Genomic DNA, 24795 nt, shown 5'->3' with positions numbered 1-24795 from the left:
ACTGCGAATTGTGCATTATCTAAAATTGTGCATATTTATACATATATTTTTTTCTAGGTGCAACTACATCTCCCATTAAAAGTGATACCATCTTTTCAGCTTTAGCAGCATCATCTATAGTTATTTGCTGCAGTGTTCTCGTTTCAGGATTTAAAGTAGTTTCCCAGAGCTGGTCTGGATTCATTTCACCAAGTCCTTTGTATCTCTGTACAAGCACACCTTTTCCTATTTTCTTTTTTGCATCTGGCAGTGTCTCATCACTATAGGCATACTTAATTACCTCTTTGCCTTTATTCTGCTTATATACTTTATAAAGGGGCGGCAGTGCTATATAAAGGTGACCATTTGAAATGAGCTGTCTCATATATCTATATATATAAGTCATCCAAAGGGACCTTATATGATATCCATCTACATCTGCATCACTTAAAATTATAATTTTATCATATCTTAAATCACTTTCATTATAATTTTCAAGTATTCCAGTACCTATAGCAGTATTAAATATCTTGAGTTCTTCACTTCCAAGGACGTTTTCGAGCTTCTGTTTTTCCGTATTCATAATTTTACCCTTAGAAGGCATTATAGTCTGAAATCTTCTATCTCTAGCCTGTTTTGCAGAGCCTCCCGCAGAATCACCTTCAACTACTATAAATTCACATTTTGAAGAATCCTTTAATGTGCATACGGCAACTTTTCCTGCAAGAGGGGCCGCACCTTTACCTATCTTTTTCTTTTCCGCATCATTTATCTTTTTTATCTTCTCTCTTCTTGCCGCAGCATGGAGAGCATTATTTATTATAGCAGATGCTATATCTTTATTATCTTCTATCCATTCTGAAAGCTTTGTATAGGCAAGATCATTCATCATAGTATAGGCTTCTGTATTTCCAAGCTTTGTTTTGGTTTGACCTTCAAATATAGGATTAGTTATTTTTATCTTAACTATAGCTGTCATCCCTTCTCTTAAGTCGTCTCCTTCAAATTCCTTATCTTTTTCCTTAAGTAAATTTAATTTTTTAGCCCATTCTTTAAAAGCCCTGGTCATACCTGTTTTAAATCCACTTTCATGGGTTCCCGATTCTGTTGTAGGAATATTATTTACATAACTTGCTATATGATAGGTAGTAGAATCTGTAAATTGCATACACACCTCTCCATACATACTTAAATCATTTATCTTTCTTTCTCCTTCAAATAATATTGGATCCTTATGAATAGGTGTTTTACTCTCATTTAAATAATCTATAAAATCCAGAAGTCCCCTCTCTGAATGGTACTCCCTTTCTACTCTTTCTTCTCCTGTATTATCAATTAATTTTAAAGTTATACCTTTATTTTGGAAAGCTAATTCTTTTAACCTTTCATCTATTACATCAATTTTAAAATCGGTTGTAGAAAATACTTTGTTATCAGGCATAAAGGTTACTTTTGTACCAGTATCATCTGTATTTCCTATTACTTTAATAGCCGTTACTGGTGTTCCTGGCATATTCTTCTTTAGTGACTTATCATAAGCATATTCAAATCTTTGTTTATATACATGACCCTTTTGTCTGACCTCTACTTCCATCCAGGTAGAGAGCGCATTCACTACTGCTGCCCCTACACCATGAAGACCTCCTGAAGTCTTGTACACTGAATTATTGAACTTCCCTCCTGTATGAAGTTCGGTAAACACCATTTCCACTCCATTTTTTTTCTTTACAGGATGAATTCCAGTAGGTATTCCTCTTCCATTATCCTGTACAGATACGCTGCCATCCTTGTTTAAGGTAACATATGCCCTATCTCCAAATCCATTGGAAATTTCATCTATAGCATTGTCCAAAAGCTCCCATATACAATGATGGAGACCTTTACTGCCAGTTGAGCCTATGTACATTCCCGGTCTAACACGTACTGGTTCAAGTTTCTCCAATGAAGTTAAGGAGTTTACATCATAGACATTTCTTTCTTTGCCCTCCATAAAATTTCCCCTTTCAAATATTTATATTCATAATTAATAATTCTATATTTCCATCATATTTACGAAAAAAAACCTTCTCGAAAAAGAAGGTAGTTAACTTCAAAATTATTATATAAGTAATATTTAAATTATGCAAATTTATTTTCAAAAAATGTCATATAAATTTTATTGTACTGGAATTTGAAGAGTAACTTGCCCTCCTCCTGTAATAGGTGAATTATCAATATGGATCTCTCCTTTATGCTGTTTTAAGATAGAACAGGCAATAAATAATCCCATACCATAGTGTGTTTTAGACGTTCTGCTGTTATCACCCATATAGAATTGTCCTGCAGCAAATTTAATGTCTCTATTTGAAAAGCCTTTACCACTATCAGTAATAGTAAAACATATGTTATCCTGAAAACCTGCGGCTTTAAAAAAAATTCTACCATTATCTGGTGAGTAATCCACACCATTAGAAATGACATTCATAATTGCTCTGTATAGTAAATTTTGATCAATTATAATTTCTTGCGGCAAACACTCTTCCTCAAATTCAACTTGTAACTTTTTTGTACATGCAAGTGCATTTAATTGATTATGAATATTTTCTACAAACTTTTCTGTGTTCACTTTACTTAGCTGTATGCAAAAGCCTTCTTCTGCTTTAGATAATTCAATAAGTGTTTTTATATATTTCTCAATTTGATTAGAATTTTTATGAATAAATGCTGTATATTCCTTCTGTTCCTCATTTAAAGGTGAATCTATTAATAATTCTGCATTGCCCTTAATAACTGCAAGGGGTGTTTTTATATCATGGGCAAGAGCTGAAATCTGCTTTCTTTTATCCTGTTCAATATGCCACTGCTCTTTTAGGGATTTTTTTAATTCCTCTTTCATATCTGACAGTGACAATAAAACACTGTCAAATTCTTTTATCCTTGAATGAGTTATCTCAAAATCCAAATCCTGTTGTTTAATTTTTTCTGATACTTCAAGTAAGGGATTTAACTGTTTTTTTAGCTTTCGTGCATAGATTGTTGAAATTATAAAAATAATGGTAACAAATAAAAAAATATACATTAAAACAAACATTCCTTGAGGATTAGGTAAATTACTATTTAAAAAGTCAGAACTGTATCTCATTATAATATAATACTGAAGTATGCATAAACCATTTTTTCTTTGTATGATATAATACTGTTTCGTCGCCCAATGGTTATTATATCCCTCTCCCTTCGCATATCTTTTTGCTTCATCTAAATCTTTAGAATTTAAATCTGTTTTAACTACTCTATAACTTTTGTCAAAAACAACAAATTTACATCCTTTAGGGATCATATTTTCTGTTATAGTCTGTGCTGATTGAAGTTTAGATTTTACATTTAAAGCTAGATTTTCACTATAATTTGCAGGTAAAAATACGTTAGCCTTTATAAGCAAAAAAACAAATTCAAAATACAATGCTGAAACAATGATAAATGTAATAGCTAAAGTTACTAAATATCTAAAAAAAATTCTTCTCATTGTAATTGGTTTTTTATTTATTCCCATCTATAGCCAATCCCCCAAACCGTTTTAATTGGAGATAAATCAAAAATAGCAAGCTTTGCCCTTATATTTTTTATATGCTCTGCAATCCCTGAGCTGTCACTTTCCCTTTCATATCCGTATACAGCTTCGTAAATTTGCTCTTTTGTAAACACCTGTCCCTTGCTGCGTACAAGAAATTCACAAATAGCATATTCACTTTTTGTCATAGGTACCTTTTTATCTTCTATAATAATTTCCTTGCTTGCCAAATTGAATTTCATACCAGAGATAGAAATCATATTGTGCTTTTCTCTTTTTTCTCTCCTCAGGTGGGCATTTACTCTAGCACGAAGTTCTCCTGTACTAAAAGGTTTTTTTATATAATCATCACCACCTATTCCAAGTCCAAACATTACGTCATTTTCCATAGTTTTAGCAGTTAAAAACAAAATTGGACAGTCCACTATGTCACGAATTTTCTCACATAACTCAAAACCATCTATATCCGGCATCATAACATCCAATAAAATAAGATCATATTTTGCGTATTCATTAAGCAGAATTTTTTTTGGATTATTGATAATTGTAACAACATGTCCATCTTTCGCAAGAACATTTTTTACAAGTACTAAAATGTCCTCTTCATCATCTATTACAAGAATATTGGCCATAGCTATCCCCCCTCGAATTAGTTAAGAACTCAACTTTCTAATATACAAATTTTTTTAAATAACAAAGTAAAAATAGCAAAGAACAGATAAAGATGATTTCCCTCGTACCTCAGGAAACCTATAATTTTAATATTTTCCAACGTCAGAAAGAAAATTATCCTTATCTGATATTTGAACTTTGTACTTTGTTATTAAAAATATTATTCTTCAGACTTACGTCCTTCCCAAAACTCAAACCATAAAAGTTGCAGCATCAATATTCCCAAAGTATATGCACCTGTAATGCACGATGCTTTTTGAATATTATGTAAAAGATAAGGAATTTCTTTATGCATAGCTGAAGACATAAAATTCAAAGTAGCAAAATCACAAAACCTTACACCCCATGCCCAGGGAAGATACATCCAGCATCTATCTCCCAGTCCTGTAATCATTAGCGCAGCAATAAGCATTCCTGCAATTCCTAGAAAAATAGATGCTCCCCTGCCAAACTTTAAACTGGCAAAAAAGCTTAATATATAAATAAATATATTACTAAAAATAAGCCATCCAAACACCTGAAAATATAATAAATAAGGAACGTTGGATACATATAAAAACAATTTTAGTCCAAAAAGTACTATACCAAGAGCTAAAAATAAAGAAAATATTCCCATAAAAATCAAGGTAAGCAGCTTACTTAAACATGAAATACTTCTTGATTTTGTGCTGCCGAGCAGCACTTGAAATTGACCTGCTTGTTCTTCCTGTGAAACAACCATGCTGCAAATTATTCCAATTAGAAGTGGAAACACAATGCCAAGTAATTCAAAATAAAGTACGTGCTTTTCAATAGTCTCTACCTTGTTAAATAAATTGTAACAGACAAGAAAAAATAATGCACCTATTATCGGAATTATAATATGAATCCAAAATATTTGAGTATGTTTTAGCTTTTGAAAGTCAGCCCATAAAGCTCTAAATAATGACAACATTTTATACCACCTCCTGATTTTTAAACCAACTTGATGTAACAGTAAGTAGTACAACAAATAGTAAAATAGATAACACAATTCCTACTGGAATAACATCTGGTCTAAGCATTATTGTATCTTTTCCTACTGGCAACTGCCCATTTGGAAGTATACCGAGTATAGGACACATAAGACGACTCGTCCAACTATACGGACACAGCCACCAGATGGATTTCACAGCCATCGCTCCATTAAGGCCTATACCTACTGCAACATTTAAAATAACCGGTACAAAAAACCCAAATTTCTTAGCTAAAAATAGACAAAGTGGAATTTGCCATAGTGACGTTATTGCAATAACAATAGCTGCTGTAATTGCATTTATACCTGGAATAGTAACTATAGAATTTAAAGCAAAACTTGAAATAACTTTTGGCAAGACATATTTTCCTACTATACCAACTCCTAACGCCAAAAGAATGCAAGAAAATAAAACATAAACAGCTATAAGAATAACCTTTGAAATCCAAACTTTTTTTAAATCAATAGGCATAGAGAAAACCGCTCTATATTTAATTTTTTTTTCTTCTTTTTGATTTACAAGTGCACAGAAAAGTGAAACACCTCCCGGCAGCATAAGCATGTACCACCAATTAAATGTATTTAATTGATAATAAACTCCTGTCATAAAACCAAAAAAAAGTGTGACAATTGGGAAAATCAAAACAAGTTTTTTAGTCATCGTCCTTTTTAACTTTAAGTTCTCTGCCTTCAAATATGAACTCATTTTAATTACCTCATTTCCCTTTTAGATTTTTTAACTACTTCCATGAAGAGTGATTCTAGATCCTCACCCGGATTGATTTTTGCTTCATATCCTAAAATTCCATTACTAATAATTCCAATGTGATCTGCAATAAGCTCTACCTCAGACAATATGTGGCTAGATAAAATAACTGTTATACCCTGCTCTGGAAAAGAACGAATAAGATTTCTCAAATCTTGAATACCAATAGGATCTAGTCCGTTAGTAGGTTCATCTAAAATTAAAAGTTTAGGATGATTAAGTAGTGCAATAGCAATTCCAAGTCTCTGCTTCATACCCATGGAAAATTGACCTGCACGTTTTTTACCTGTGTCTGTTAAATCAACCGTTTGAAGTACTTCATCAATACGGGATTCCTTAAGTCCAAGTAGTGTAGTTCTGACCTTTAGATTTTCCCTTGCAGTTAAATTCTCATATAGTGGAGGAGCTTCAATTAGTGCCCCAATATCTTTTAAATCTTTTCTGCTCCAGGGATGTCCTTCAAAAATAATTTCACCTGAAGTTTTCTTAAGTATCCCTGTAATCATTTTTAATGTAGTAGATTTTCCGGCACCATTAGGACCAAGCAATCCATAAACAGAATTTTCTTTTATTGCAAGCGAAATATTATTTGCCGCTAGCTGTCCCTTAAAATTTTTACATAAATTTTTTGTTTGTAAAATGTATTTTTCCATCTTTATAAATCCTCCCTTATCAATTCACGTTAATTGTAAATACTAATTTTAAGGATTTTATAAGGATTTAAAAAAATGATCTCAGTGACTTTTCATCACTGAGATCATTTTTTGCAAACTTTAATATAGTTAATAACCTTTTTTCTTAAAGAATATTATCTCACATATTGTAATAAGTGCCATTACAAATAAAACTATAAAATAAGCATACCTGTAATGTAATTCGGGCATGTATTCAAAATTCATTCCATACACTCCTGTTATTATTGTAAGAGGCATCATAATTGTAGTAATAATGGTTAAAAGTTTCATTACCTTGTTCATGGAATTTGAAAGCTGTGATGAATACAATTCCAAACAGGATGTTATCATTTCTTGTTCTGATTCTATTAAATCATATATTCTCAAAATATGGTCATATATATCTGAATAGTATATTCTATTAGTTTCAGATATTATATCATCATGTCTCAATAATGTACTTAACAATTCCCTAATTGGAGATACTGTACGCCTTAATTTCATAATGTTTTTTTTCAATTTCATTATTTCCGTTGCTGTTTGCTGAACAGGTCTCATCATTGCTTTTTCCTCTAAAATATCTATATGATTTTCCAGCTTATCCGTCAATATAAAATACTGATCCACAATTTCATCTAAAATATCATATAGTATGAAATCAGTGCCTTTAATGCATACATTTGATTTCTTTTTTAATTCAGTAAATATCTTTTTAATTATTTTATTTTCATTATAATGAATCGTTATTATAAAGTCTTTGTTTATAAATATATGTATATTTTTATAAGGGAAAAATCCTTTTACTAAGTCTCCACTTGATGTAATGGTTATAAAATGATATTCATTATAATCATGAATTTTAGATCTTTTAATTTTTTGCGTACAGTTTTGAATTGTAATAGGATGAAAATGAAAATGTTTTTTTAATATTGAAAACTCATGTTCTTGTGGCATATTTATATCAATCCAATAAGGTTCTTTAGTATTTTCAGCTTCAAATATAGCTTTTTCTAAACTTTCAAATTCTTTTAATGTATTTTTAATTAATGTAACCAATATTACAATCCCCCTGTATATAAAAAATATTTAGTATGCTATAAAACAATTTTTTATCTATGCTCTATTATTTTTCCTTTGTACATATCTTTTAAATTTATTTTTATATTAAATGCCTTTTCATATTGTTTTAATAATTTCTGCTCTTTATTTGTGATTATGCATATAGACGTACCTTCCTTGCCAGCTCTTGCTGTTCTCCCTGCTCTATGTAAATAATTGTCGGCATCTTCTGGTATATCATAACTGAAAACATAATCTACATCTTCTATATCAAGTCCTCTTGCTGCTATATCTGAAGCTACTAATAAATTAATTTTACCTAATTTAAAACTTTCCAAAGCTCTTTTACGATCTTTCTTGTCTTCTGCTCCATATATAGCTTCTGCTCTTAATTCATGATATTTTAATTTTTCTGTAAGTATTTCTATTTCATCTGGCTTATTTACAAATACAATGGCCCTCTTTGGATTTAATATATGCACAAGTTTCCTTAGAATCAATATTTTATCTCTTCTTTCACACATAAAACACATATGTTTTATATTTTCATTCATAGAAGTTTTTTGTTCTGCCTTTATAAATTTGTAATCTTTCATTAAGTCCCTTGCTATATCTAAAGTTCTATCATCTATTGTAGCTGAAAAAAACATTAATTGTCTTTCTTTTAATGTAGTTTTTATTATAGCTTTAACATCATTTATGTTGTTCTTATCTAAAAGTTTATCTGCTTCATCTACTACAATGATTTTGACATTATGGGATTTTAGTTTTTTCATTTTAATAAGTTGAAGTATTCTTCCTGTGGAACCCACTACTATATGCGGCTTTTCATTTTTTAAAATTTCCACCTGTCTTTTTATATTTACATTTCCTATTATAGCTGCAGATCTAACTGGAATATCTGAATTGCAAGCTAAGTCTTTTATTACATTATGTATTTGAATTACAAGTTCATGTGTAGGTGCAAGTATATATGCCTGAACATCTTTACTTTCGAAATCAATTTTTTGAAATATAGGAACAATATAAGCTAAAGTTTTTCCACTGCCTGTTTCTGATTCTCCTACTATATCTTTACCTAAAAGAGCTTCTGGAATGGCCTTATATTGTATTTCTGCAGCATATTCAATGCCTTCCTTTTTTAGTCCTTCTGTTATTTCTCCATTTATACCTAATTCATTAAACAAAACTTTTGTCATATATTTTTCTCCTTAATTTTTAATACATCTATTCTTCTATTATATCAATATAAAATAATTTTCAATCAAATAAGAATTATTTTATATTTTATATTGACAAGGAAACCGAAAAGGTTTATATTATTGTTATTGGATAACAATTATTCTTTAGTTAGTCGTACTTGTAAATAAATAGTATTAATTAATATTATTAAACTATTGCAGTTTTTGATTCTTAGTATAAGTATTCTTAGTATCTTTAGCACTTAGAATACGTTATCCTTTAGGAGAATAATCCTAATCAGTAGTTCTAATAATTTAATAGTATACTTAAATAGTATATTTTGGAGGTTTTATTATGTCAAATAACAAAATTTGTAAATCAGCAGATAAGGTACTTGAAAAGTTTATAGGTTCTCTAGATGGTGTAGAAACTTCTCATCATAGGGTAGAAAGCCAAAGTGTTAAATGTGGTTTTGGTCAGCTAGGAGTCTGCTGTAGACTCTGTGCAAACGGTCCCTGTAGGATAACACCTAAAGCTCCAAGAGGAGTATGTGGTGCTAGTGCTGATACCATGGTTGCAAGAAACTTTCTTAGAGCTGTAGCTGCCGGCAGTGGATGTTATATTCATATAGTCGAAAATACAGCTAGAAACGTAAAATCCATAGGTGAAACCGGCGGCGAGATAAAAGGAATGAATGCTCTCAATACACTGGCAGAAAAATTAGGTATAACAGAATCTGACCCACATAAAAAAGCTGTACTAGTAGCTGATGCCGTATTAAAGGACTTATACAAACCAAAATTTGAAAAAATGGAAGTTATAAATAAATTAGCTTATGCACCTAGACTAGAAAATTGGAACAAATTAAATATAATGCCTGGCGGTGCAAAATCAGAAGTTTTTGATGGTGTAGTAAAAACTTCTACAAATCTAAACAGTGACCCTGTAGATATGCTTCTAAATTGTTTAAAACTTGGAATATCCACTGGAATTTATGGACTTACCCTTACAAATTTATTAAATGACATAGTTTTAGGTGAACCTGCTATAAGACCTGCAAAAGTTGGTTTTAAAGTTGTAGATACGGATTATATAAATTTGATGATAACAGGCCACCAGCACTCCATGATTGCCCATCTTCAAGAAGAACTTGTAAAACCTGAAGCTGTAAAAAAGGCCCAAGCAGTTGGTGCTAAAGGATTCAAACTAGTTGGATGTACCTGTGTAGGACAGGATTTACAGTTAAGAGGTAAATACTATACTGATGTTTTCTCCGGCCATGCAGGAAATAATTTTACAAGTGAAGCCTTAATAGCAACTGGAGGTATAGATGCAATAGTATCTGAATTCAACTGTACTCTTCCTGGCATCGAGCCAATAGCTGATAAGTTCATGGTTAAAATGATATGCCTAGATGACGTTTCTAAAAAATCAAATGCAGAATATGTAGAATATTCCTTTAAAGATAGAGAAAAAATAAGCAACCATGTTATAGATACAGCTATTGAAAGCTATAAGAACAGAAGATCTAAAGTTACAATGAATATTCCTAAAAACCATGGCTTTGATGACGTCATAACAGGTGTAAGTGAAGGTTCCTTAAAATCTTTCTTAGGTGGCAGCTGGAAACCTCTAGTAGACTTAATTGCTGCTGGAAAAATTAAAGGTGTTGCTGGAATAGTAGGTTGTTCAAACTTAACTGCCAAAGGTCATGATGTATTTACAGTAGAACTTACAAAAGAACTTATAAAGAGAAATATAATTGTGCTTTCTGCAGGTTGTTCAAGTGGTGGACTTGAAAATGTAGGACTTATGTCTCCAGGAGCTGCTGAACTTGCAGGAGATAGCTTAAAAGAAGTATGTAAGAGCCTAGGAATACCACCTGTACTAAATTTTGGTCCATGTCTTGCTATTGGAAGATTGGAAATTGTAGCAAAAGAACTAGCAGAATATCTAAAAATAGATATTCCACAGCTTCCACTTGTACTTTCTGCACCTCAATGGCTTGAAGAACAAGCATTAGCAGATGGAAGTTTTGGTCTTGCCCTTGGATTACCACTTCACCTTGCTATATCTCCTTTTATTGGTGGAAGTAAAGTGGTAACAAAAGTTTTATGTGAAGACATGGAAAATCTAACAGGCGGCAAGCTTATAATAGAAGACGATATAATAAAAGCTGCAGATAAATTAGAAGAAACCATACTTGCAAGAAGGAAAAGCTTAGGTCTTAATTAAAATTTAGAAGGTGGTCTTTATGAAAAGAATAATGATAAATAAGGATTTATGTACCGGATGTTTAAATTGTACTTTAGCTTGTATGGCAGAGCACAATGAAGATGGGAAATCTTTTTATGATCTTGATCTCAGCAACAAATTTCTTGAAAGTAGAAATCATATATCTAAAGATGATAATGGAAACAAGCTTCCTATATTTTGCCGTCACTGTGACGAACCTGAGTGTGTAATGACATGTATGAGTGGTGCCATGACTAAAGATCCTGAAAGCGGTATAGTATCCTATGATAAGCATAAATGTGCCAGCTGCTTTATGTGCGTCATGTCCTGTCCTTACGGAGTATTGAAACCAGATACTCAGACCAAAAGTAAAGTAGTTAAATGTGACCTATGTGGTGACAGAGATACACCTAGATGCGTTGAAAATTGTCCAACAGGAGCAATTTATATTGAAAAGGAGGCAGATCTCCTATGAGTGGTTTAACGATAAAAATATTTTTTCATACAAAATATGTAATAATAGGAGCCAGTGCTGCTGGAATAAATGCTGCTAAAACTTTAAGAAAGTTAGATAAGTCCTCCAAAATAACTATTATTTCAAAGGATGATGCAGTTTATTCAAGATGTATGCTCCACAAGGTAATTGAAGGAAGTAGAAATTTAGAGGCTATAAATTTTGTAGATGCAGATTTCTTTGAAAAAAATAATATAGAATGGATAAAAGATGCAGATGTAAGCAATATTGATATTGACAAGAAAAAAGTCTTACTTCAAGACAACAGCAGCTTCAAATTTGACAAACTCCTTATAGCTTCTGGTGCTTCCTCCTTTATTCCCCCAGTTAAAAATTTAAGAGAAGCTAAAGGAGTATACTCCCTCAGAAATTTTGAAGATGTAACTGCTATACAAGACAAACTTAAAAGCACAAAACGAGTAGTAATACTTGGTGCAGGTCTTGTAGGAATTGATGCTCTTTTAGGGCTTATGGTAAAAAATATAAAGATTTCAGTTGTAGAAATGGGAGATAGAATTCTCCCACTTCAACTGGATAAAGCCGCATCCTCTATATATGAAAAGTTGTTAAAAGAAAAAGGTATAGATGTATTTACTTCAGTTAAATTGGAAGAGGTAGTTTTAAATAAAGATGGCTTTGTAAGTAAAGCCGTACTATCAAATTCAACTGCTATAAATTGCGATATGATAATAGTTGCTGCTGGTGTTAGACCAAATGTAAACTTTATAAAAGACAGCAGGATAAAAGTTGAAAAAGGCATTGTCATAGACAAACATTGTAAAACCACTGTAGATAATATATATGCTGCCGGAGATGTTACTTTTACTGCTCCTATATGGCCTATAGCTGTAAAACAGGGAATGACTGCTGCCTACAACATGGTAGGTATAAATAGAGAGTTAAATGACACTTTTGGCATGAAGAACTCAATGAATTTATTTAACCTTCCATGTGTATCCCTTGGTAATGTAAATATAGCAGATGAAAGTTATGCTGTGGATACATTAGAAGGAGATAGAGTTTATCAAAAAATAGTTCACAAAGATGGAGTAATCTACGGCGCACTTCTAGTTGGAGATATATCTTACTGCGGTGTACTGGGATATCTCATAAAAAATAAAGTAAATATAAGCAATATCCATAAAAATATTTTTGACATAGATTATTCTGATTTTTACAATGTTGAAGAAGATGGACAATATAGTTATCAATTGAGGTAAATTACCTTATAGAGTTTCTAAGCAAAAAATAAAACTTATACTCCGAATATTTTTACAACCACAAACACGGTTAAATATTTTGATAAGTCTAAGAAGAAAATTTATAAAAACTAAGGCCTTTTGAAAACTCGTACCTCAGACAATTCAAAAGGTCTAAGTTTTTTTACAAATTTTCTACTAAGACTTATACACAAAATATTTAAATGTGTTTGTTTATTGTAAAATATTTCTACGTATAAGTTTTATTTTTAAGTTAGAAACGCTATAGATCATAAAATTAAAAATTAAATTCATAATTACTCAAAATTGTTAATTATAAATCTCGGCTGAATTGATACATTTAGCATTTAAATCAAATTGGCAATTTGGGTAAGTTTAATTGTAGAGCTACTACCTATTTAAATAATTTTCATACTGTTAATGATATTTATTCTTTCCAGTATACAATAACATCGTGAAAAATTAAATCACACATAGAATATTTAATATACATTTATTTTAATAATTGGAACATAATTTATAAATTCTATAGTAATTCTAATAAAATTTTAACTTATACATAAAATATACTAACAAAATTGAAATCACACTTAAAAACTTTTTTTATAAGTCTTAGTGAGGTATTTTAGAAAATCTTAGAAGCTTATATGTGTCTGAGGTACGAGTTTATATAAGCTTCTTTAGATTTTCAAAATACCGAACTTTAGACTTATAAAAAGTTTTTAGTGTGATGATTTTTGTTAGTATATGGCTGGTATAAGTAAACTTTTTACTTAGAAACTCTATGACCTATAAATTCTTAACTATTAAGTCTCCCATTTCTTCTGTACCAACTAATTTTGAATCTTCTTTTGCTATATCACCTGTTCTGTAACCTTCTTTAAGCACTTTTGATATGGCATTTTTTATATCCACATAGGCCTGTTCCATATCAAAACTATACTTAAGCATCATAGCAACACTCATGATTGTTCCAATCGGATTTGCCTTATTTTGTCCTGCAATATCTGGTGCAGAGCCATGTACAGGTTCATATAATCCAAAGGAATCTCCCCTTACACTTGCAGAAGGCAGCATTCCAAGAGAACCCGTAAGCATTGAAGCTTCATCACTTAAAATGTCTCCAAACATATTTTCAGTTAAAATTACATCAAATTGTTTAGGATCTCTTATAAGCTGCATGGAAGCATTGTCCACATACATATAGTTTATTTCTACATCCTCATATTCCTTTGCTATGTTTCCCACTACTTCTCTCCACAGCTTGGAACTTTCAAGTACATTTGCCTTATCTACTAAAGTAAGTCTGTTACTCCTCTTTCTTGCAATTTCAAAAGCCTTTCTGGTAATTCTATCTATTTCAAAGCTGGTATAACTTATAGTATCCCAAGCTTTTTTTCCACCTTCAATATCTATTCTGTTTTTCTCTCCAAAATACGCCCCACCTATTAATTCTCTTACTATCATAATATCTAGACCGCCGCCAAGTACTTCTGGCTTCAAATTTGAAGCTGCTATAAGTTCTGGAAATAGTATGGCAGGCCTTAAATTTGCAAATACCCCAAGGGCCTTTCTTATACCCAAAAGACCAGCTTCTGGTCTAAGTTTGCTAGGCAAACTATCCCATTTAGGTCCACCTACTGCACCTAAAAGTACAGCATCACTTTTTTTGCAAACTTCAACAGTCTTATCTGGAAGAGGAACTCCTGTGGCATCCACTGCTGCACCGCCTAAAAGTACCTCCTCACATTCAAAATCAAAATTATATTTTGCAGAGGCTGCCTTTAATACTTTTTTTGCCTGTTCAATTATCTCTTTTCCAATTCCGTCTCCTGGTATTATAGCTATCTTCACTTGTTTTCCACCTCTTCTTTTATATAGTTTATAAGTCCCTCTGATTTTATAATCTTATGCATAAATTCAGGGAAAGGAACAGCTTTATAAGTTTTATTTTTAGTTATATTTGTTATTACTCCAGAAACTGTATCTACAGATACTTCATCTTTTTCATCTATGTCCTTTGCAGCTTCTTCACATTCCATTATAGGAAGTCCTATATTTATGGAATTTCTAAAAAATATTCTAGCAAAAGTTTCAGCAATAATACAGCTTATTCCAGAAGCTTTAATAGCTATAGGTGCATGTTCTCTAGAAGAACCACATCCAAAATTTTTACCAGCTATCATTATATCCCCTTTACTTATTTTCTTTGAGAAATCTTTATCTATATCCTCCATACAGTGAGAAGCAAGCTCCTTATGGTCACTGGTGTTTAGATATCTAGCTGGAATTATAACATCCGTATCTACATTATCTCCATACTTAATTGCCTTTCCTTTTATCATTACTTTACTACCTCCTCTGGTGATGAAATTTTACCTGTTACTGCTGAAGCTGCTGCTACTTCTGGACTTGCCAGGTATACTTCACTCTTTACATGTCCCATTCTACCTACAAAATTTCTATTAGTAGTGGAAACTGCCCTTTCTCCTTCTGCCAATATTCCCATATGTCCACCAAGACAAGGTCCACAGGTAGGAGTACTTACCACTGCCCCTGCTTCTATGAATATTTCAATAAGTCCTTCTTTCATTGCCTGAAGATATATAGCTTGAGTAGCAGGGAAAATAATAGCTCTTACATTTTCATTAACTTTTCTTCCTTTTAAAATGCTAGCGGCTGCCCTTAAATCTCCTATTCTGCCATTAGTACAGGAACCTATGACAACTTGATCTATTCTTATGTCTCCTACCTCATCAATGGTCTTTGTATTTTCAGGTATATGTGGAAATGCCACTGTAGGACGAATTTTTGATAGATCTATTTCTATAACCTGGCTATACTCAGCATCACTATCTGCTTCATATACAGTATAATTTTTCTTTGAATGTTCTTTTACATAATTTATAGTATTTTCATCTACAGGGAAAATTCCGTTTTTAGCTCCTGCTTCAATGGCCATATTACATATGGTAAAACGATCATCCATAGTAAGTGAACTTACTCCTTCACCAGTAAATTCCATGGATTTATAAAGTGCCCCATCTACTCCTATCATGCCAATAATATGAAGTATTACGTCTTTTCCACTTACCCATTTAGTAAGCTTTCCTTTAAGAACAAATTTTATAGCTTCTGGAACCTTAAACCAAGCTTCTCCTGTAGCCATACCTGCTGCCATATCTGTACTACCAATTCCTGTAGAAAATGCACCTAAAGCTCCATAAGTACAAGTATGAGAATCTGCACCTATTACTACATCTCCACAAACTGCAAGACCTTTTTCTGGAATTAAAGCATGCTCAATTCCCATTCTTCCAACTTCAAAATAATTTTTGATTTCCATCTTCTTTACAAACTCTCTAACATATTTACACTGCTCTGCAGATTTTATATCTTTATTTGGTGTAAAATGGTCAGGGACAATTGCTATTTTATTTTTGTCAAAAACATTGTTAAGACCAATTTTATTAAATTCATTTATAGCTACTGGCGTAGTTATATCATTTCCAAGTACTAAATCCAATTTAACTTTTATTAATTGTCCTGCCTTTACTTCATCCATTTTCGCATGGTGAGCTAGTATTTTTTGCGTCATGGTCATGCCCATGTTTATCAACTCCTATCAAAATTTATATTATATATTAGCATTCTTCAACTTTTTTTAGAGAATTTTCATAATGAATTTTGTTCATAGCATTTATAAATGCTTTGCCACTTGCTTCCACTATATCTGTACTTACTCCTTTAGCAGAAAAAATTTTACCTTCTTTTTCAATCTTTATAGTAGCCTCTCCTAGTGCATCTTTACCATATCCTACAGATTTTATAAAATAGTCATTTAATGTAACATCTATTCCTATAGCTTTTTCAATAGCCTTAAAAGTAGCATCTACAGGACCATCACCACAGGAAGCTTCCTTTATATTTTTACCATCATACTCTATTTCCACAGTAGAAGTTGATGTTACTGTATTTCCTGTAGAAACCTGATAGTATTTTAAGTTAAATACTTCAGGAACCTGGAAAATTTCATTTTTTACAAGACTTTCTATGTCTTCATCTGAAACATGTTTCTTCTTATCAGCTAAATCTTTGAATTCTTTGAATATTTCATCTATTTTTTCTTTGCTTAAATTCTTATATCCCAATTCTTCAAGACGTTCTACAAAAGCATGCCTTCCTGAATGTTTTCCTAGTACTATAAGGCTTTTCTTAAGTCCTACAGATTCAGGTGTCATAATTTCATAGGTTTCTCTACAATTTAAAACACCATGCTGATGTATACCTGATTCATGGGCAAAGGCATTTGCACCTACTACAGCTTTATTATTTTGAACCTGCATCCCAGTTATATGACTTACAAGATTACTAGTTCTTGTTATTTCTTCTGTTACAATACCTGTTTCGCAATTAAAACAATCAGATCTGGTTTTAATTGCCATTACTATTTCTTCAAGTGCTGCATTTCCTGCTCTCTCCCCTAAGCCGTTTACTGCACATTCAACTTGCTGTGCTCCATTTTCAACAGCTGCCAGGGAGTTTGCCACGGCAAGACCTAGATCATTGTGACAATGAACACTTATTGTGGCTTTGTCTATATTTGGCACATTATCTTTAATTCCTTTTATAAGTGCTCCATATTCACTTGGAGTAGTATAACCCACTGTATCCGGTATATTTACCACATCTGCCCCTGCATCTATAACAGCTTCTACTACTTTATATAAAAACTCAGGTCTAGTCCTTGTAGCATCTTCTGGAGAAAATTCTATGCTGGGACACAAACTTTTAGCATAGGTTACCATTTCCACTGCTTGCTTTAAAACTTCATCAGGTTCCATTTTAAGTTTATATTTCATATGCAAATCTGATGTAGCAATGAAAACATGAATTCTAGGCTTTTTAGAATATTTAAGAGCTTCCCAAGCCTCACATATATCATCTTTTACAGCTCTTGCAAGACCAACTATAACAGGTCCTTCTATATTTTGTGCAATAGCCTTAACTGCTTCAAAATCTCCTTCCGAAGCTCTTGGAAACCCAGCTTCTATAACATCTACTGATAATTTTTGAAGTTGTTTTGCAATAGTGAGTTTATCATTTATATTTAAACTGACATTTGGTGTCTGTTCTCCATCCCTAAGTGTAGTATCAAATATATTTATCTTACTCATGATTAAAACCTCCTAAAATTTTTATATAACACAAGTTTTTTGCTGGCCAGTAAAAAAACTTCTATTTCAATTTTTTTATATTGAGGGGTATAAAAAAACAGGCCTCTCTTGGGGCGAGAAGTCTGTTCGCGGTACCACCCAAATTATTACTCAATTCAATAACGGCATTTTGCCGATACAGCTTACTATAATTTCAGCCTATAACTCAAGGATGAGTTCAATGTACAATATCTATGGGTTTTCACCTTTCCCCACTCTCTTTAAAATATAAATTACATTTACTATTTCCTATCACAGTTTTCTTATTTTCAATTTTTTTATATACCGCAAATGATAATATAAAAAACAGGCTTCTCTTGGAGCGAGAAGTCTGTCGCGGTACCATCCAAATTTTTACTCAATTTAATAACGGCTTTCGCCGGCTCAGCTTACTATAATTCAGCCTACAACTCCAGGGCGAGTTCAAAATATACTATATGTGGATTTACACCCTGCACCACTCTCTTAAAATATAATACAAATCTACTAATCCCTATCTAAGTTTTTACAATTAACTATTTATTATGTTAATGAGTATAATATAAATAAAATCTCATGTCAATAGCCTATTTACAATTATTTATTTTAATTCCTCATAGCTTGTAAATAATAGAATATAAATAAAGGGACTAATCAAATTATTTAAATGTGATTAATCTCTGGTTTATCCAGTCAACTAGCTTATTGAAAATACAAATTATAAAATATAAAAACTCTCTAGATTTTTTTAATTTTAATTGCTTTAACATGGCATTGTGAACTGCAAATAGTACAACCCAGGCATTTTTCTTCAACATATCTTATTTTTTTATCCTCTTTAACAAACGCTCCAAAATTGCATATTTTTACACACCTTCCGCAATTAACACATTTACTTTCCTCCCATATGATGTCATATCTTCTTTTAGGCCAAATGCCCGTCGTTCCTATAACCTTTGAAGCCCTTATAGGATAGCAGCAGCAACCACAACAGTTACATATAGCTTGATCCGTTTCAGATGTGTGCATTAATCCATTTTTATCAGCTCTTACTACAATTGCTTTTGCTTCGTCCTTTGTAAGAAGTTTTCCATGTCCTCTATCCCATTGGGTATTAATTCCAGTTTCAAACAGTAGGCAAACATCCTTATCTTTTTCACACCTTTGAGATACAGCATTACAATTACATGGTACTGAATATATCTGTTTATCCAAAGAGTCTATTAAATCTAATGTCTCTTGCAGAGTAAAAAAATAAGCATTTTCAATTACATCTTTTTTTCCATCAATTACTTCTTTTACTCTAGGCTCTGCTGTCTCTGCATAAGTAGTTACATACCAATCATCTATTTCATCCCTTATTTTCCGGGGTACAGATAACCATATATCTGTCTCATACTGACAAAAGTAAGCAATTCTATCATAAAATTCAGATGTTTTATAGTAAATACCATCACTGACTTCTACTTTATTAAGAACAGCTCTTTTATACATTTTTCTAACTAATTCCTCACCATTTACATTAAATTTTTTTTCTATTAAAGTAGACAGATCCTTAATAGAATATATATCATCTTTAATAATTTCAATAATTTTTCTTTCCTCAGGAGTTACTAATAGATGTGCCATACTTTTAGCAACTTCTGGTACTTTAAAGCAGGTTAAAAAATTCAATATATCATCTCCTTTCATAGTAACTTACTCAACTTTCGCACATAAAAATTAAGGCGAAAGCCTTCAGAATAAGCACATAATTCTTTTTGGTATAATATAATTGCAAAAAACACTACACCAAAGAAAGTAATGTTTCTTATGAATACTATTTATCAAATAATACTACTGATAAACAATTTAATTTTACTATAAATAGATTTCTTAATAACAACGAGATAATAAGAATTCTTTATTAACTTTAAATGTATTATACAACCGTTTGATTTCACTGTCTATACTTGATATATGTAAATTATCTACAAAATTTTACACAAAATTTAGTATTTGCACTAATTTTTTCACTCATACATAACGAATAAATAAAAGTAAAGGAAAATGATGAAGAATGCAGAAGCATAGGATAATTATGTTACTAATTATCCTACAAAATTTGAAAGGAGACACAGATGTTTAAAAAATTAAATTTAGCAGTGAAATTAAGTATTATACTTGGCATAGTAGTACTTTTAGGAATTGCTATTATTGAAGGAGTTACACTTAAAAAAGTTCAACAAAGTTCTTATAACCAAGCCAACGAACAAGCAAAGCAGGTATCAGATGCTTTCGCAAAAGATATACAGGGGGACTTTAAAGTATCACAGGCCACCGTGGAAGGAATAAAAAATACTGTCTTATATTGTAAAAAATCAGGAAGTTTAAGCAGAGAACAGGTAATTGAGATTTTAAAAACTACACTAGAAAAAAATAGCGATATACTAGGATTATACACAGCCTGGGAACCTAATACATTTGATGGGAAAGATAGTTCCTATATAAATAAAGATGGTTATGATGCTACTGGTAGATTTGTTCCCTATCTCGTACGAGAAAATGGAAGTATAAAACTAGAACCTTGCTCAGGTTATAATGACGAAAGTAGTGGAAGTTATTATTTTCTTCCAAAGGAAACGAAAAAAACTTGTTTAATAGAACCATATACATATAAAATAGATGGCAAAAGCACTTTAATTACTTCACTAACAATGCCTATACTTGATGATAGTGGAAATTTTTTAGGAGTGGTAGGAGCAGATATTAAACTCCAAAATCTACAACAAACTGTCAACAAAGCAAAACCTATGGGTGGTTATGCATCAATAATTACAAATACAGGTAAAATTGTTGCAAATGGTAACAATCAAGAATTAGTGAATAAAAATATAGTTGATTTGGATAAAAGCGAAAAAGACATTTTGGATAAAATCTCTAATGGTGAAAGCTTTCAAACGCACAAAAAAGCTATAGCTACAGGAACTTTATCACTAAAAGCATACTCTCCAATAACTTTAAATGGAGTAGCTAACAAATGGACCTTTGCCTCAATGATTTCAGACAAACAAATGTATGTTGAATATACCCAACTTTTCAGGATAATAATGCTTATGACTATAATTATTACCTTAGCAGTAATTGCATTAATGTTTATTCTTATTAAAAGAAATATTTATCCTGTAACTGTGGCATGTAATCACCTGGAAGTACTTTCAAATGCCGATTTTACTGAAAAAATACCAGAAGAATTTTTACATAAGGAAGATGAAATAGGTATACTTGCAAAATCCATTGATAAAATGCAAGGTTCCATTGGAGAGCTTGTTCTAGGGGTCAAAGAAGAGTCCTCAAATGTAGAGGGTGCAGTTATAGATACTGTAAAACATATGGAAGAATTAAATTCAAATATAGAAGATGTTGCTTCAACTACTGAAGAGTTATCAGCAACTATGGAAGAAACAGCAGCATCTACAGAAGAAATGAATGCTACATCAAATGAAATAGAAAAATCAGTGGAAGTTATAGCCCACAAGGCTAAAGAAGGTGCGGTATCAGCTAAAGAAATTGATGATACTGCTAAAAAATTGAAGGCAAACTTTTTAGAATCAGAGAAAAAAAGACTTGAAATTTATGAAGAAACAAGTGAAAAACTTAAAAGTGCCTTAGAACAATCAAAATCTGTTGATGAAATTACTGTTCTTTCAAACACTATAATGGAAATAACCGAACAAACTAGTCTTCTAGCTCTTAATGCAGCAATAGAAGCAGCAAGAGCTGGAGAAGCCGGTAAAGGTTTTTCAGTAGTTGCAGATGAAATAGCAAAACTTGCAGATGATTCTTCTAATGCAGTTTCAAAAATTAAACAAATAACAGAAAAAGTAATAGCTTCAGTAAACAATCTTGCACAAAGTGCAAATGGTATGATGGATTATATGACAAATAACGTTAAACTAGATTACCAAACTATGCTTGACGCAGCAGATAAGTACAGTTTAGATGCAAATTCAATTAAAAACATGGTTTCAGAATTTGATGATGCATCAAACCAAATACTTGATTCAATTAGAAACTTATCGGAAATAATAAATGGTGTAACAACTGCTGCAAATGAAGGTGCAAACGGAACTACTACCATTGCTGAAAAAACTAACACAATAGTAGAAAAATCAGAGAAAGCTAAGCATCTTTCAGAATATGCTAAAGAAAGAAATGAAAATCTTAAAGGATTAGTTTCAAAATTAAAAATATGATATATATTAAAAAGCATGAAGTTACTGGAACTTCATGCTTTTCAATATTTCACAAAATTTGAAAGGGGTATTACATTTATAACCGGTTCTTCATAAGGATGAACCTTTCTTATAGTGCTTATAGCTTTTTCCACTATGTCACTCTTACAGCAAAACTCTACTTTACATTCCTCTTCTTCACTTACTTCACCTTTTTCTCCTTTAAATGGATTTGCTCCTGAAAGTGGTCTCCAATACCCTGTAACTTTAGAAACTGACATACAGTTGTCATAATTTCCACCTATAGTTAATGCTCCTATATCATTCAAACTCTCCCGAAGTTTTGTCACATATTCCTCAGGTATAAAAGTTTCCATCTTATAATTTTTATATTCCAAAATTATTCCCCCAATTATGTTTAGGCATTTTCAAAGAAATAACTAGTCAGTATACTAGCCTATTTTTTATCATACTGCGTCGGTAAAACCCTTAAATAGGATTCACTATCTGCGGAGCCTGCCTCCTTGTCTGATAAAAAATATTCGTCGCATCTTTGACTTGTTATTTTCTTTCAAATACCTTAAGTTAGAAGTTTAAAGTGGATAATTGAAAGTAAATGATAGCTTTCAATTATCCACTCTCAATTCTAAACTATACTAAAATAGATTAGAAAAAAAGTTTTTAACTGCATTAATAATTTTAGCAAAAAATCCTTGAGTCTGTTCGCTAGATAAAGTACCCTTTAACTGATCTGCAACACTACCTAACTGACTTTTTATATCTCCAAAATTCAAATTTAAACCATTTATTTTATTCATAACATTAGTTATTTTATCAATATCTCCGGTACTCAAATTTAAATTATAGTTATTAGTTACATTTTCAACTATCTTTCTTACCCCGGCTTCAGTTTTAGGCTTATCTTTAACTACTTGTGTTTTTATATCATTCATTACACCAGCAGCTTTGTCTTTCCCTATCTTGTCACCTAACTCTCCTGTAGTAACCAATTCGTCATTGGCAGCTTTCTTTTTATTTTCATCAATTTTGCCGCCGTTTGCACTATTTTCAAACCCCTTTAAAATTCCAGTAAGAGCTGCTGTTCCAGATACATTAAAAGGAGCTGATGCCTTAACATTTGCATTTTTTATTCCTGCAGTAATAAGTGCATTCTTTATCATGCTGCTGCTTACCCAATATATGTTATTTGTAGATACATTTAATCCACCACTGGACGTTGGTTCTACATAAGCACAGGATATAGATTTTGTACCTATTTTATCACTGCTTGCAACATCTCCTAAATATTTTTTCTCTTCATCTATATTGACATCTATTACATTAGCATCCTGTCTAGTAACCCCAAAATACTTAAGCATTTCTTGTTTTTGGCTATCTGTTAGATCTCCTCCTAAGGTTACAACTTTATAGGCATCTGCATAAACTCTATTTCCTGAAATAGGTAAAACTACAGTTATAGCCATAAGCACTATCAATAACTTACTAAAAATTGTTTTAAATTTCATGTGTTTAAACTCCTTTTTTTAGTTTTATAAATACCCAACTTTCGCACATATAAAACTTTTTTAATTAATAGTTAAGAATGAAAAATTAATAGTTAATGTAGATTTTTTTCCATTACACTACAAAAAATCTTTGATTAAGCTTTTCACCACTCATTTCGCTAAAGCGAAACATTGCTGATTTATATAAATTTAAAGATTTTTTGCGACAGCTAAAAATCATCCTTCACTATTAACTTTTCATTATTAATTCTTAACTTGTGAAGCTTTGCTTCATAATTTTTTTAAACTGGGAAAGTTGAGATAAATATTAATACATATTATAAATATAATATACTATATTTATGAATAAAAGAAGTATAAAATTATAACCAAATATAAAATTTTAATATATTATTAAGATATTTATTCTTTCCTTGAATACTCTTTAAAACAATCTAAACATACCTTTTTTCCATTCATTATTCTAATTCTATGTTCAGCTGTATCTTCTCCACAATTTTCACATACTATGTTATTAAATGACCTAGCCTTTTCCGGCACAGAAAATCCTGGTTTTTTATAATAAAATAATTTTTCACAAGGGCAGTTTAGCAAATAATCAATATCTTTTTGTCTGTCTCCACTTCTCGGCCAATTTTTTAATACCACTCTCAGGGCATCACCATTTTTTCTATTAAAAAAACTAAATGCCATTTTACCGCGGTCTCTATAAATTAAGTTTCCCTTTCCCATGGTACACCCTGTTATCACCTGGACTGCATCTACTCCACAGGCATCGTTTTCAGTTATGCACACTATTTCCTCATCTTTTGAAAAGGAAATATCCATTTTTTCTTTAGCTGCCTCACTGGCCTTATAGCCTATTGCAAGTCCAGGACATAAATGTCCATGAAATTCAACACATTTTTCCCATAGTTCTTTATCCATTTTATTCCCTCCTGACTAAATTGTTTATATAAATTATACGTCATTTATCCGATGGCTACCAGCCGTAATACCACATCTTCTTATAAAGTGG

At 31.6% G+C, this 24795-nt stretch carries 20 protein-coding genes and 2 other annotated features; of the genes, 4 read left to right on the top strand and 16 right to left on the bottom strand.

Features of this window, described 5'->3' with window-relative positions:
• Positions 1-19 precede the first annotated feature (19 nt).
• From CLAU_RS14745 to CLAU_RS14710, 8 genes are all read right to left on the bottom strand, one after another.
• Positions 20-1969, bottom strand: a complete 1950-nt coding sequence (locus CLAU_RS14745) for a DNA gyrase/topoisomerase IV subunit B (protein WP_013237584.1) — start codon at positions 1967-1969, stop codon at positions 20-22.
• A 165-nt stretch (positions 1970-2134) separates the two neighbouring features.
• Complete coding sequence (locus tag CLAU_RS14740) at positions 2135-3508, bottom strand: sensor histidine kinase (protein WP_023162965.1); 1374 nt, start codon at positions 3506-3508, stop codon at positions 2135-2137.
• The gene (locus CLAU_RS14735; RefSeq protein ID WP_023162964.1) at positions 3499-4158 is read right to left on the bottom strand and encodes a response regulator transcription factor; all 660 of its coding nucleotides are present in this window, start codon (positions 4156-4158) and stop codon (positions 3499-3501) included. The genes CLAU_RS14740 and CLAU_RS14735 overlap by 10 nt, the downstream gene beginning before the upstream one ends.
• 200 nt (positions 4159-4358) lie before the next feature.
• Positions 4359-5132 carry a lantibiotic immunity ABC transporter MutG family permease subunit gene (locus CLAU_RS14730; RefSeq protein WP_013237581.1) on the bottom strand — a complete coding sequence of 258 codons (774 nt, stop codon included), beginning with the start codon at positions 5130-5132 and terminating at the stop codon, positions 4359-4361.
• Position 5133: 1 nt separating this feature from the next.
• Positions 5134-5898, bottom strand: a complete 765-nt coding sequence (locus CLAU_RS14725; protein WP_013237580.1) for a lantibiotic immunity ABC transporter MutE/EpiE family permease subunit — start codon at positions 5896-5898, stop codon at positions 5134-5136.
• A gap of 5 nt (positions 5899-5903) precedes the next feature.
• On the bottom strand, positions 5904-6611 hold the full coding sequence (locus CLAU_RS14720) for a lantibiotic protection ABC transporter ATP-binding protein (RefSeq protein ID WP_023162963.1): 708 nt from the start codon (positions 6609-6611) through the stop codon (positions 5904-5906).
• 129 nt (positions 6612-6740) lie between these two features.
• The gene (gene corA, locus CLAU_RS14715; protein ID WP_023162962.1) at positions 6741-7688 is read right to left on the bottom strand and encodes a magnesium/cobalt transporter CorA; all 948 of its coding nucleotides are present in this window, start codon (positions 7686-7688) and stop codon (positions 6741-6743) included.
• Between the two features lie 53 nt (positions 7689-7741).
• On the bottom strand, positions 7742-8890 hold the full coding sequence (locus CLAU_RS14710; protein WP_023162961.1) for a DEAD/DEAH box helicase: 1149 nt from the start codon (positions 8888-8890) through the stop codon (positions 7742-7744).
• 337 nt (positions 8891-9227) lie between these two features.
• Between CLAU_RS14710 and cooS the strand changes: the two genes are divergently transcribed.
• From cooS to CLAU_RS14695, 3 genes are read left to right on the top strand one after another with little or no spacing between them, the layout of a single operon-like run.
• Positions 9228-11108, top strand: coding sequence for an anaerobic carbon-monoxide dehydrogenase catalytic subunit (cooS, locus tag CLAU_RS14705; protein ID WP_023162960.1), 1881 nt, complete (start codon positions 9228-9230; stop codon positions 11106-11108).
• 19 nt (positions 11109-11127) lie between these two features.
• Positions 11128-11583, top strand: coding sequence for a 4Fe-4S dicluster domain-containing protein (locus CLAU_RS14700; protein ID WP_023162959.1), 456 nt, complete (start codon positions 11128-11130; stop codon positions 11581-11583).
• Complete coding sequence (locus tag CLAU_RS14695; RefSeq protein WP_023162958.1) at positions 11580-12842, top strand: NAD(P)/FAD-dependent oxidoreductase; 1263 nt, start codon at positions 11580-11582, stop codon at positions 12840-12842. The genes CLAU_RS14700 and CLAU_RS14695 overlap by 4 nt, the downstream gene beginning before the upstream one ends.
• A gap of 789 nt (positions 12843-13631) precedes the next feature.
• Here CLAU_RS14695 and leuB read toward each other — a convergent pair.
• The 5 genes from leuB to CLAU_RS14670 all read right to left on the bottom strand — a co-directional run bounded on the left by leuB (position 13632) and on the right by CLAU_RS14670 (position 19711).
• On the bottom strand, positions 13632-14696 hold the full coding sequence (leuB, locus tag CLAU_RS14690) for a 3-isopropylmalate dehydrogenase (protein WP_023162957.1): 1065 nt from the start codon (positions 14694-14696) through the stop codon (positions 13632-13634).
• Positions 14693-15187, bottom strand: coding sequence for a 3-isopropylmalate dehydratase small subunit (gene leuD / locus CLAU_RS14685; RefSeq protein ID WP_023162956.1), 495 nt, complete (start codon positions 15185-15187; stop codon positions 14693-14695). The genes leuB and leuD overlap by 4 nt, the downstream gene beginning before the upstream one ends.
• Positions 15187-16458 (bottom strand): 3-isopropylmalate dehydratase large subunit, encoded by a 1272-nt coding sequence (leuC, locus tag CLAU_RS14680; protein ID WP_476695728.1) that lies wholly within the window; start codon positions 16456-16458, stop codon positions 15187-15189. Before leuC ends, leuD begins: the two co-directional genes overlap by 1 nt.
• Before the next feature lie 28 nt (positions 16459-16486).
• Positions 16487-18022, bottom strand: coding sequence for a 2-isopropylmalate synthase (locus tag CLAU_RS14675; protein WP_087877532.1), 1536 nt, complete (start codon positions 18020-18022; stop codon positions 16487-16489).
• A gap of 103 nt (positions 18023-18125) precedes the next feature.
• Positions 18126-18323, bottom strand: a binding site (T-box leader).
• Positions 18324-18373: 50 nt separating this feature from the next.
• Positions 18374-18567, bottom strand: a binding site (T-box leader).
• A 208-nt stretch (positions 18568-18775) separates the two neighbouring features.
• Positions 18776-19711, bottom strand: coding sequence for a 4Fe-4S dicluster-binding protein (locus CLAU_RS14670; RefSeq protein ID WP_029170015.1), 936 nt, complete (start codon positions 19709-19711; stop codon positions 18776-18778).
• A gap of 446 nt (positions 19712-20157) precedes the next feature.
• Here CLAU_RS14670 and CLAU_RS14665 point away from each other — a divergent pair, with 446 nt between their 5' ends.
• Positions 20158-22272, top strand: coding sequence for a methyl-accepting chemotaxis protein (locus CLAU_RS14665; protein ID WP_023162952.1), 2115 nt, complete (start codon positions 20158-20160; stop codon positions 22270-22272).
• A 41-nt stretch (positions 22273-22313) separates the two neighbouring features.
• Here CLAU_RS14665 and cutA read toward each other — a convergent pair whose 3' ends face one another.
• The 3 genes from cutA to CLAU_RS14650 form a co-directional block, all read right to left on the bottom strand.
• Positions 22314-22649 (bottom strand): divalent cation tolerance protein CutA, encoded by a 336-nt coding sequence (cutA, locus tag CLAU_RS14660; RefSeq protein ID WP_013237567.1) that lies wholly within the window; start codon positions 22647-22649, stop codon positions 22314-22316.
• Positions 22650-22907: 258 nt separating this feature from the next.
• On the bottom strand, positions 22908-23777 hold the full coding sequence (locus CLAU_RS14655; RefSeq protein WP_013237566.1) for a DUF1002 domain-containing protein: 870 nt from the start codon (positions 23775-23777) through the stop codon (positions 22908-22910).
• Positions 23778-24179: 402 nt separating this feature from the next.
• Entirely contained in the window at positions 24180-24704 is a 525-nt protein-coding gene (locus CLAU_RS14650) for an FmdE family protein (RefSeq protein WP_023162951.1), read from the bottom strand.
• Between the last annotated feature and the right edge of the window lie 91 nt (positions 24705-24795).

This window comes from Clostridium autoethanogenum DSM 10061 (assembly GCF_001484725.1).
Taxonomy (GTDB): domain Bacteria; phylum Bacillota; class Clostridia; order Clostridiales; family Clostridiaceae; genus Clostridium_B; species Clostridium_B ljungdahlii.
Note: the sequence above shows the minus strand (reverse complement) of the source record. Positions and strands in the feature narration are given on the sequence as shown.

Bases quoted from the DNA above. Each gene is read 5' to 3' on its own strand.
- CLAU_RS14745 (WP_013237584.1), bottom strand. From the start codon at position 1,969: ATGGAGGGCAAAGAAAGAAATGTCTATGATGTAAACTCCTTAACTTCA.
- CLAU_RS14740 (WP_023162965.1), bottom strand. From the start codon at position 3,508: ATGGGAATAAATAAAAAACCAATTACAATGAGAAGAATTTTTTTTAGA.
- CLAU_RS14735 (WP_023162964.1), bottom strand. From the start codon at position 4,158: ATGGCCAATATTCTTGTAATAGATGATGAAGAGGACATTTTAGTACTT.
- CLAU_RS14730 (WP_013237581.1), bottom strand. From the start codon at position 5,132: ATGTTGTCATTATTTAGAGCTTTATGGGCTGACTTTCAAAAGCTAAAA.
- CLAU_RS14725 (WP_013237580.1), bottom strand. From the start codon at position 5,898: ATGAGTTCATATTTGAAGGCAGAGAACTTAAAGTTAAAAAGGACGATG.
- CLAU_RS14720 (WP_023162963.1), bottom strand. From the start codon at position 6,611: ATGGAAAAATACATTTTACAAACAAAAAATTTATGTAAAAATTTTAAG.
- CLAU_RS14710 (WP_023162961.1), bottom strand. From the start codon at position 8,890: ATGACAAAAGTTTTGTTTAATGAATTAGGTATAAATGGAGAAATAACA.
- cooS (WP_023162960.1), top strand. From the start codon at position 9,228: ATGTCAAATAACAAAATTTGTAAATCAGCAGATAAGGTACTTGAAAAG.
- CLAU_RS14700 (WP_023162959.1), top strand. From the start codon at position 11,128: ATGAAAAGAATAATGATAAATAAGGATTTATGTACCGGATGTTTAAAT.
- CLAU_RS14695 (WP_023162958.1), top strand. From the start codon at position 11,580: ATGAGTGGTTTAACGATAAAAATATTTTTTCATACAAAATATGTAATA.
- leuD (WP_023162956.1), bottom strand. From the start codon at position 15,187: ATGATAAAAGGAAAGGCAATTAAGTATGGAGATAATGTAGATACGGAT.
- CLAU_RS14665 (WP_023162952.1), top strand. From the start codon at position 20,158: ATGTTTAAAAAATTAAATTTAGCAGTGAAATTAAGTATTATACTTGGC.
- CLAU_RS14655 (WP_013237566.1), bottom strand. From the start codon at position 23,777: ATGAAATTTAAAACAATTTTTAGTAAGTTATTGATAGTGCTTATGGCT.
- CLAU_RS14650 (WP_023162951.1), bottom strand. From the start codon at position 24,704: ATGGATAAAGAACTATGGGAAAAATGTGTTGAATTTCATGGACATTTA.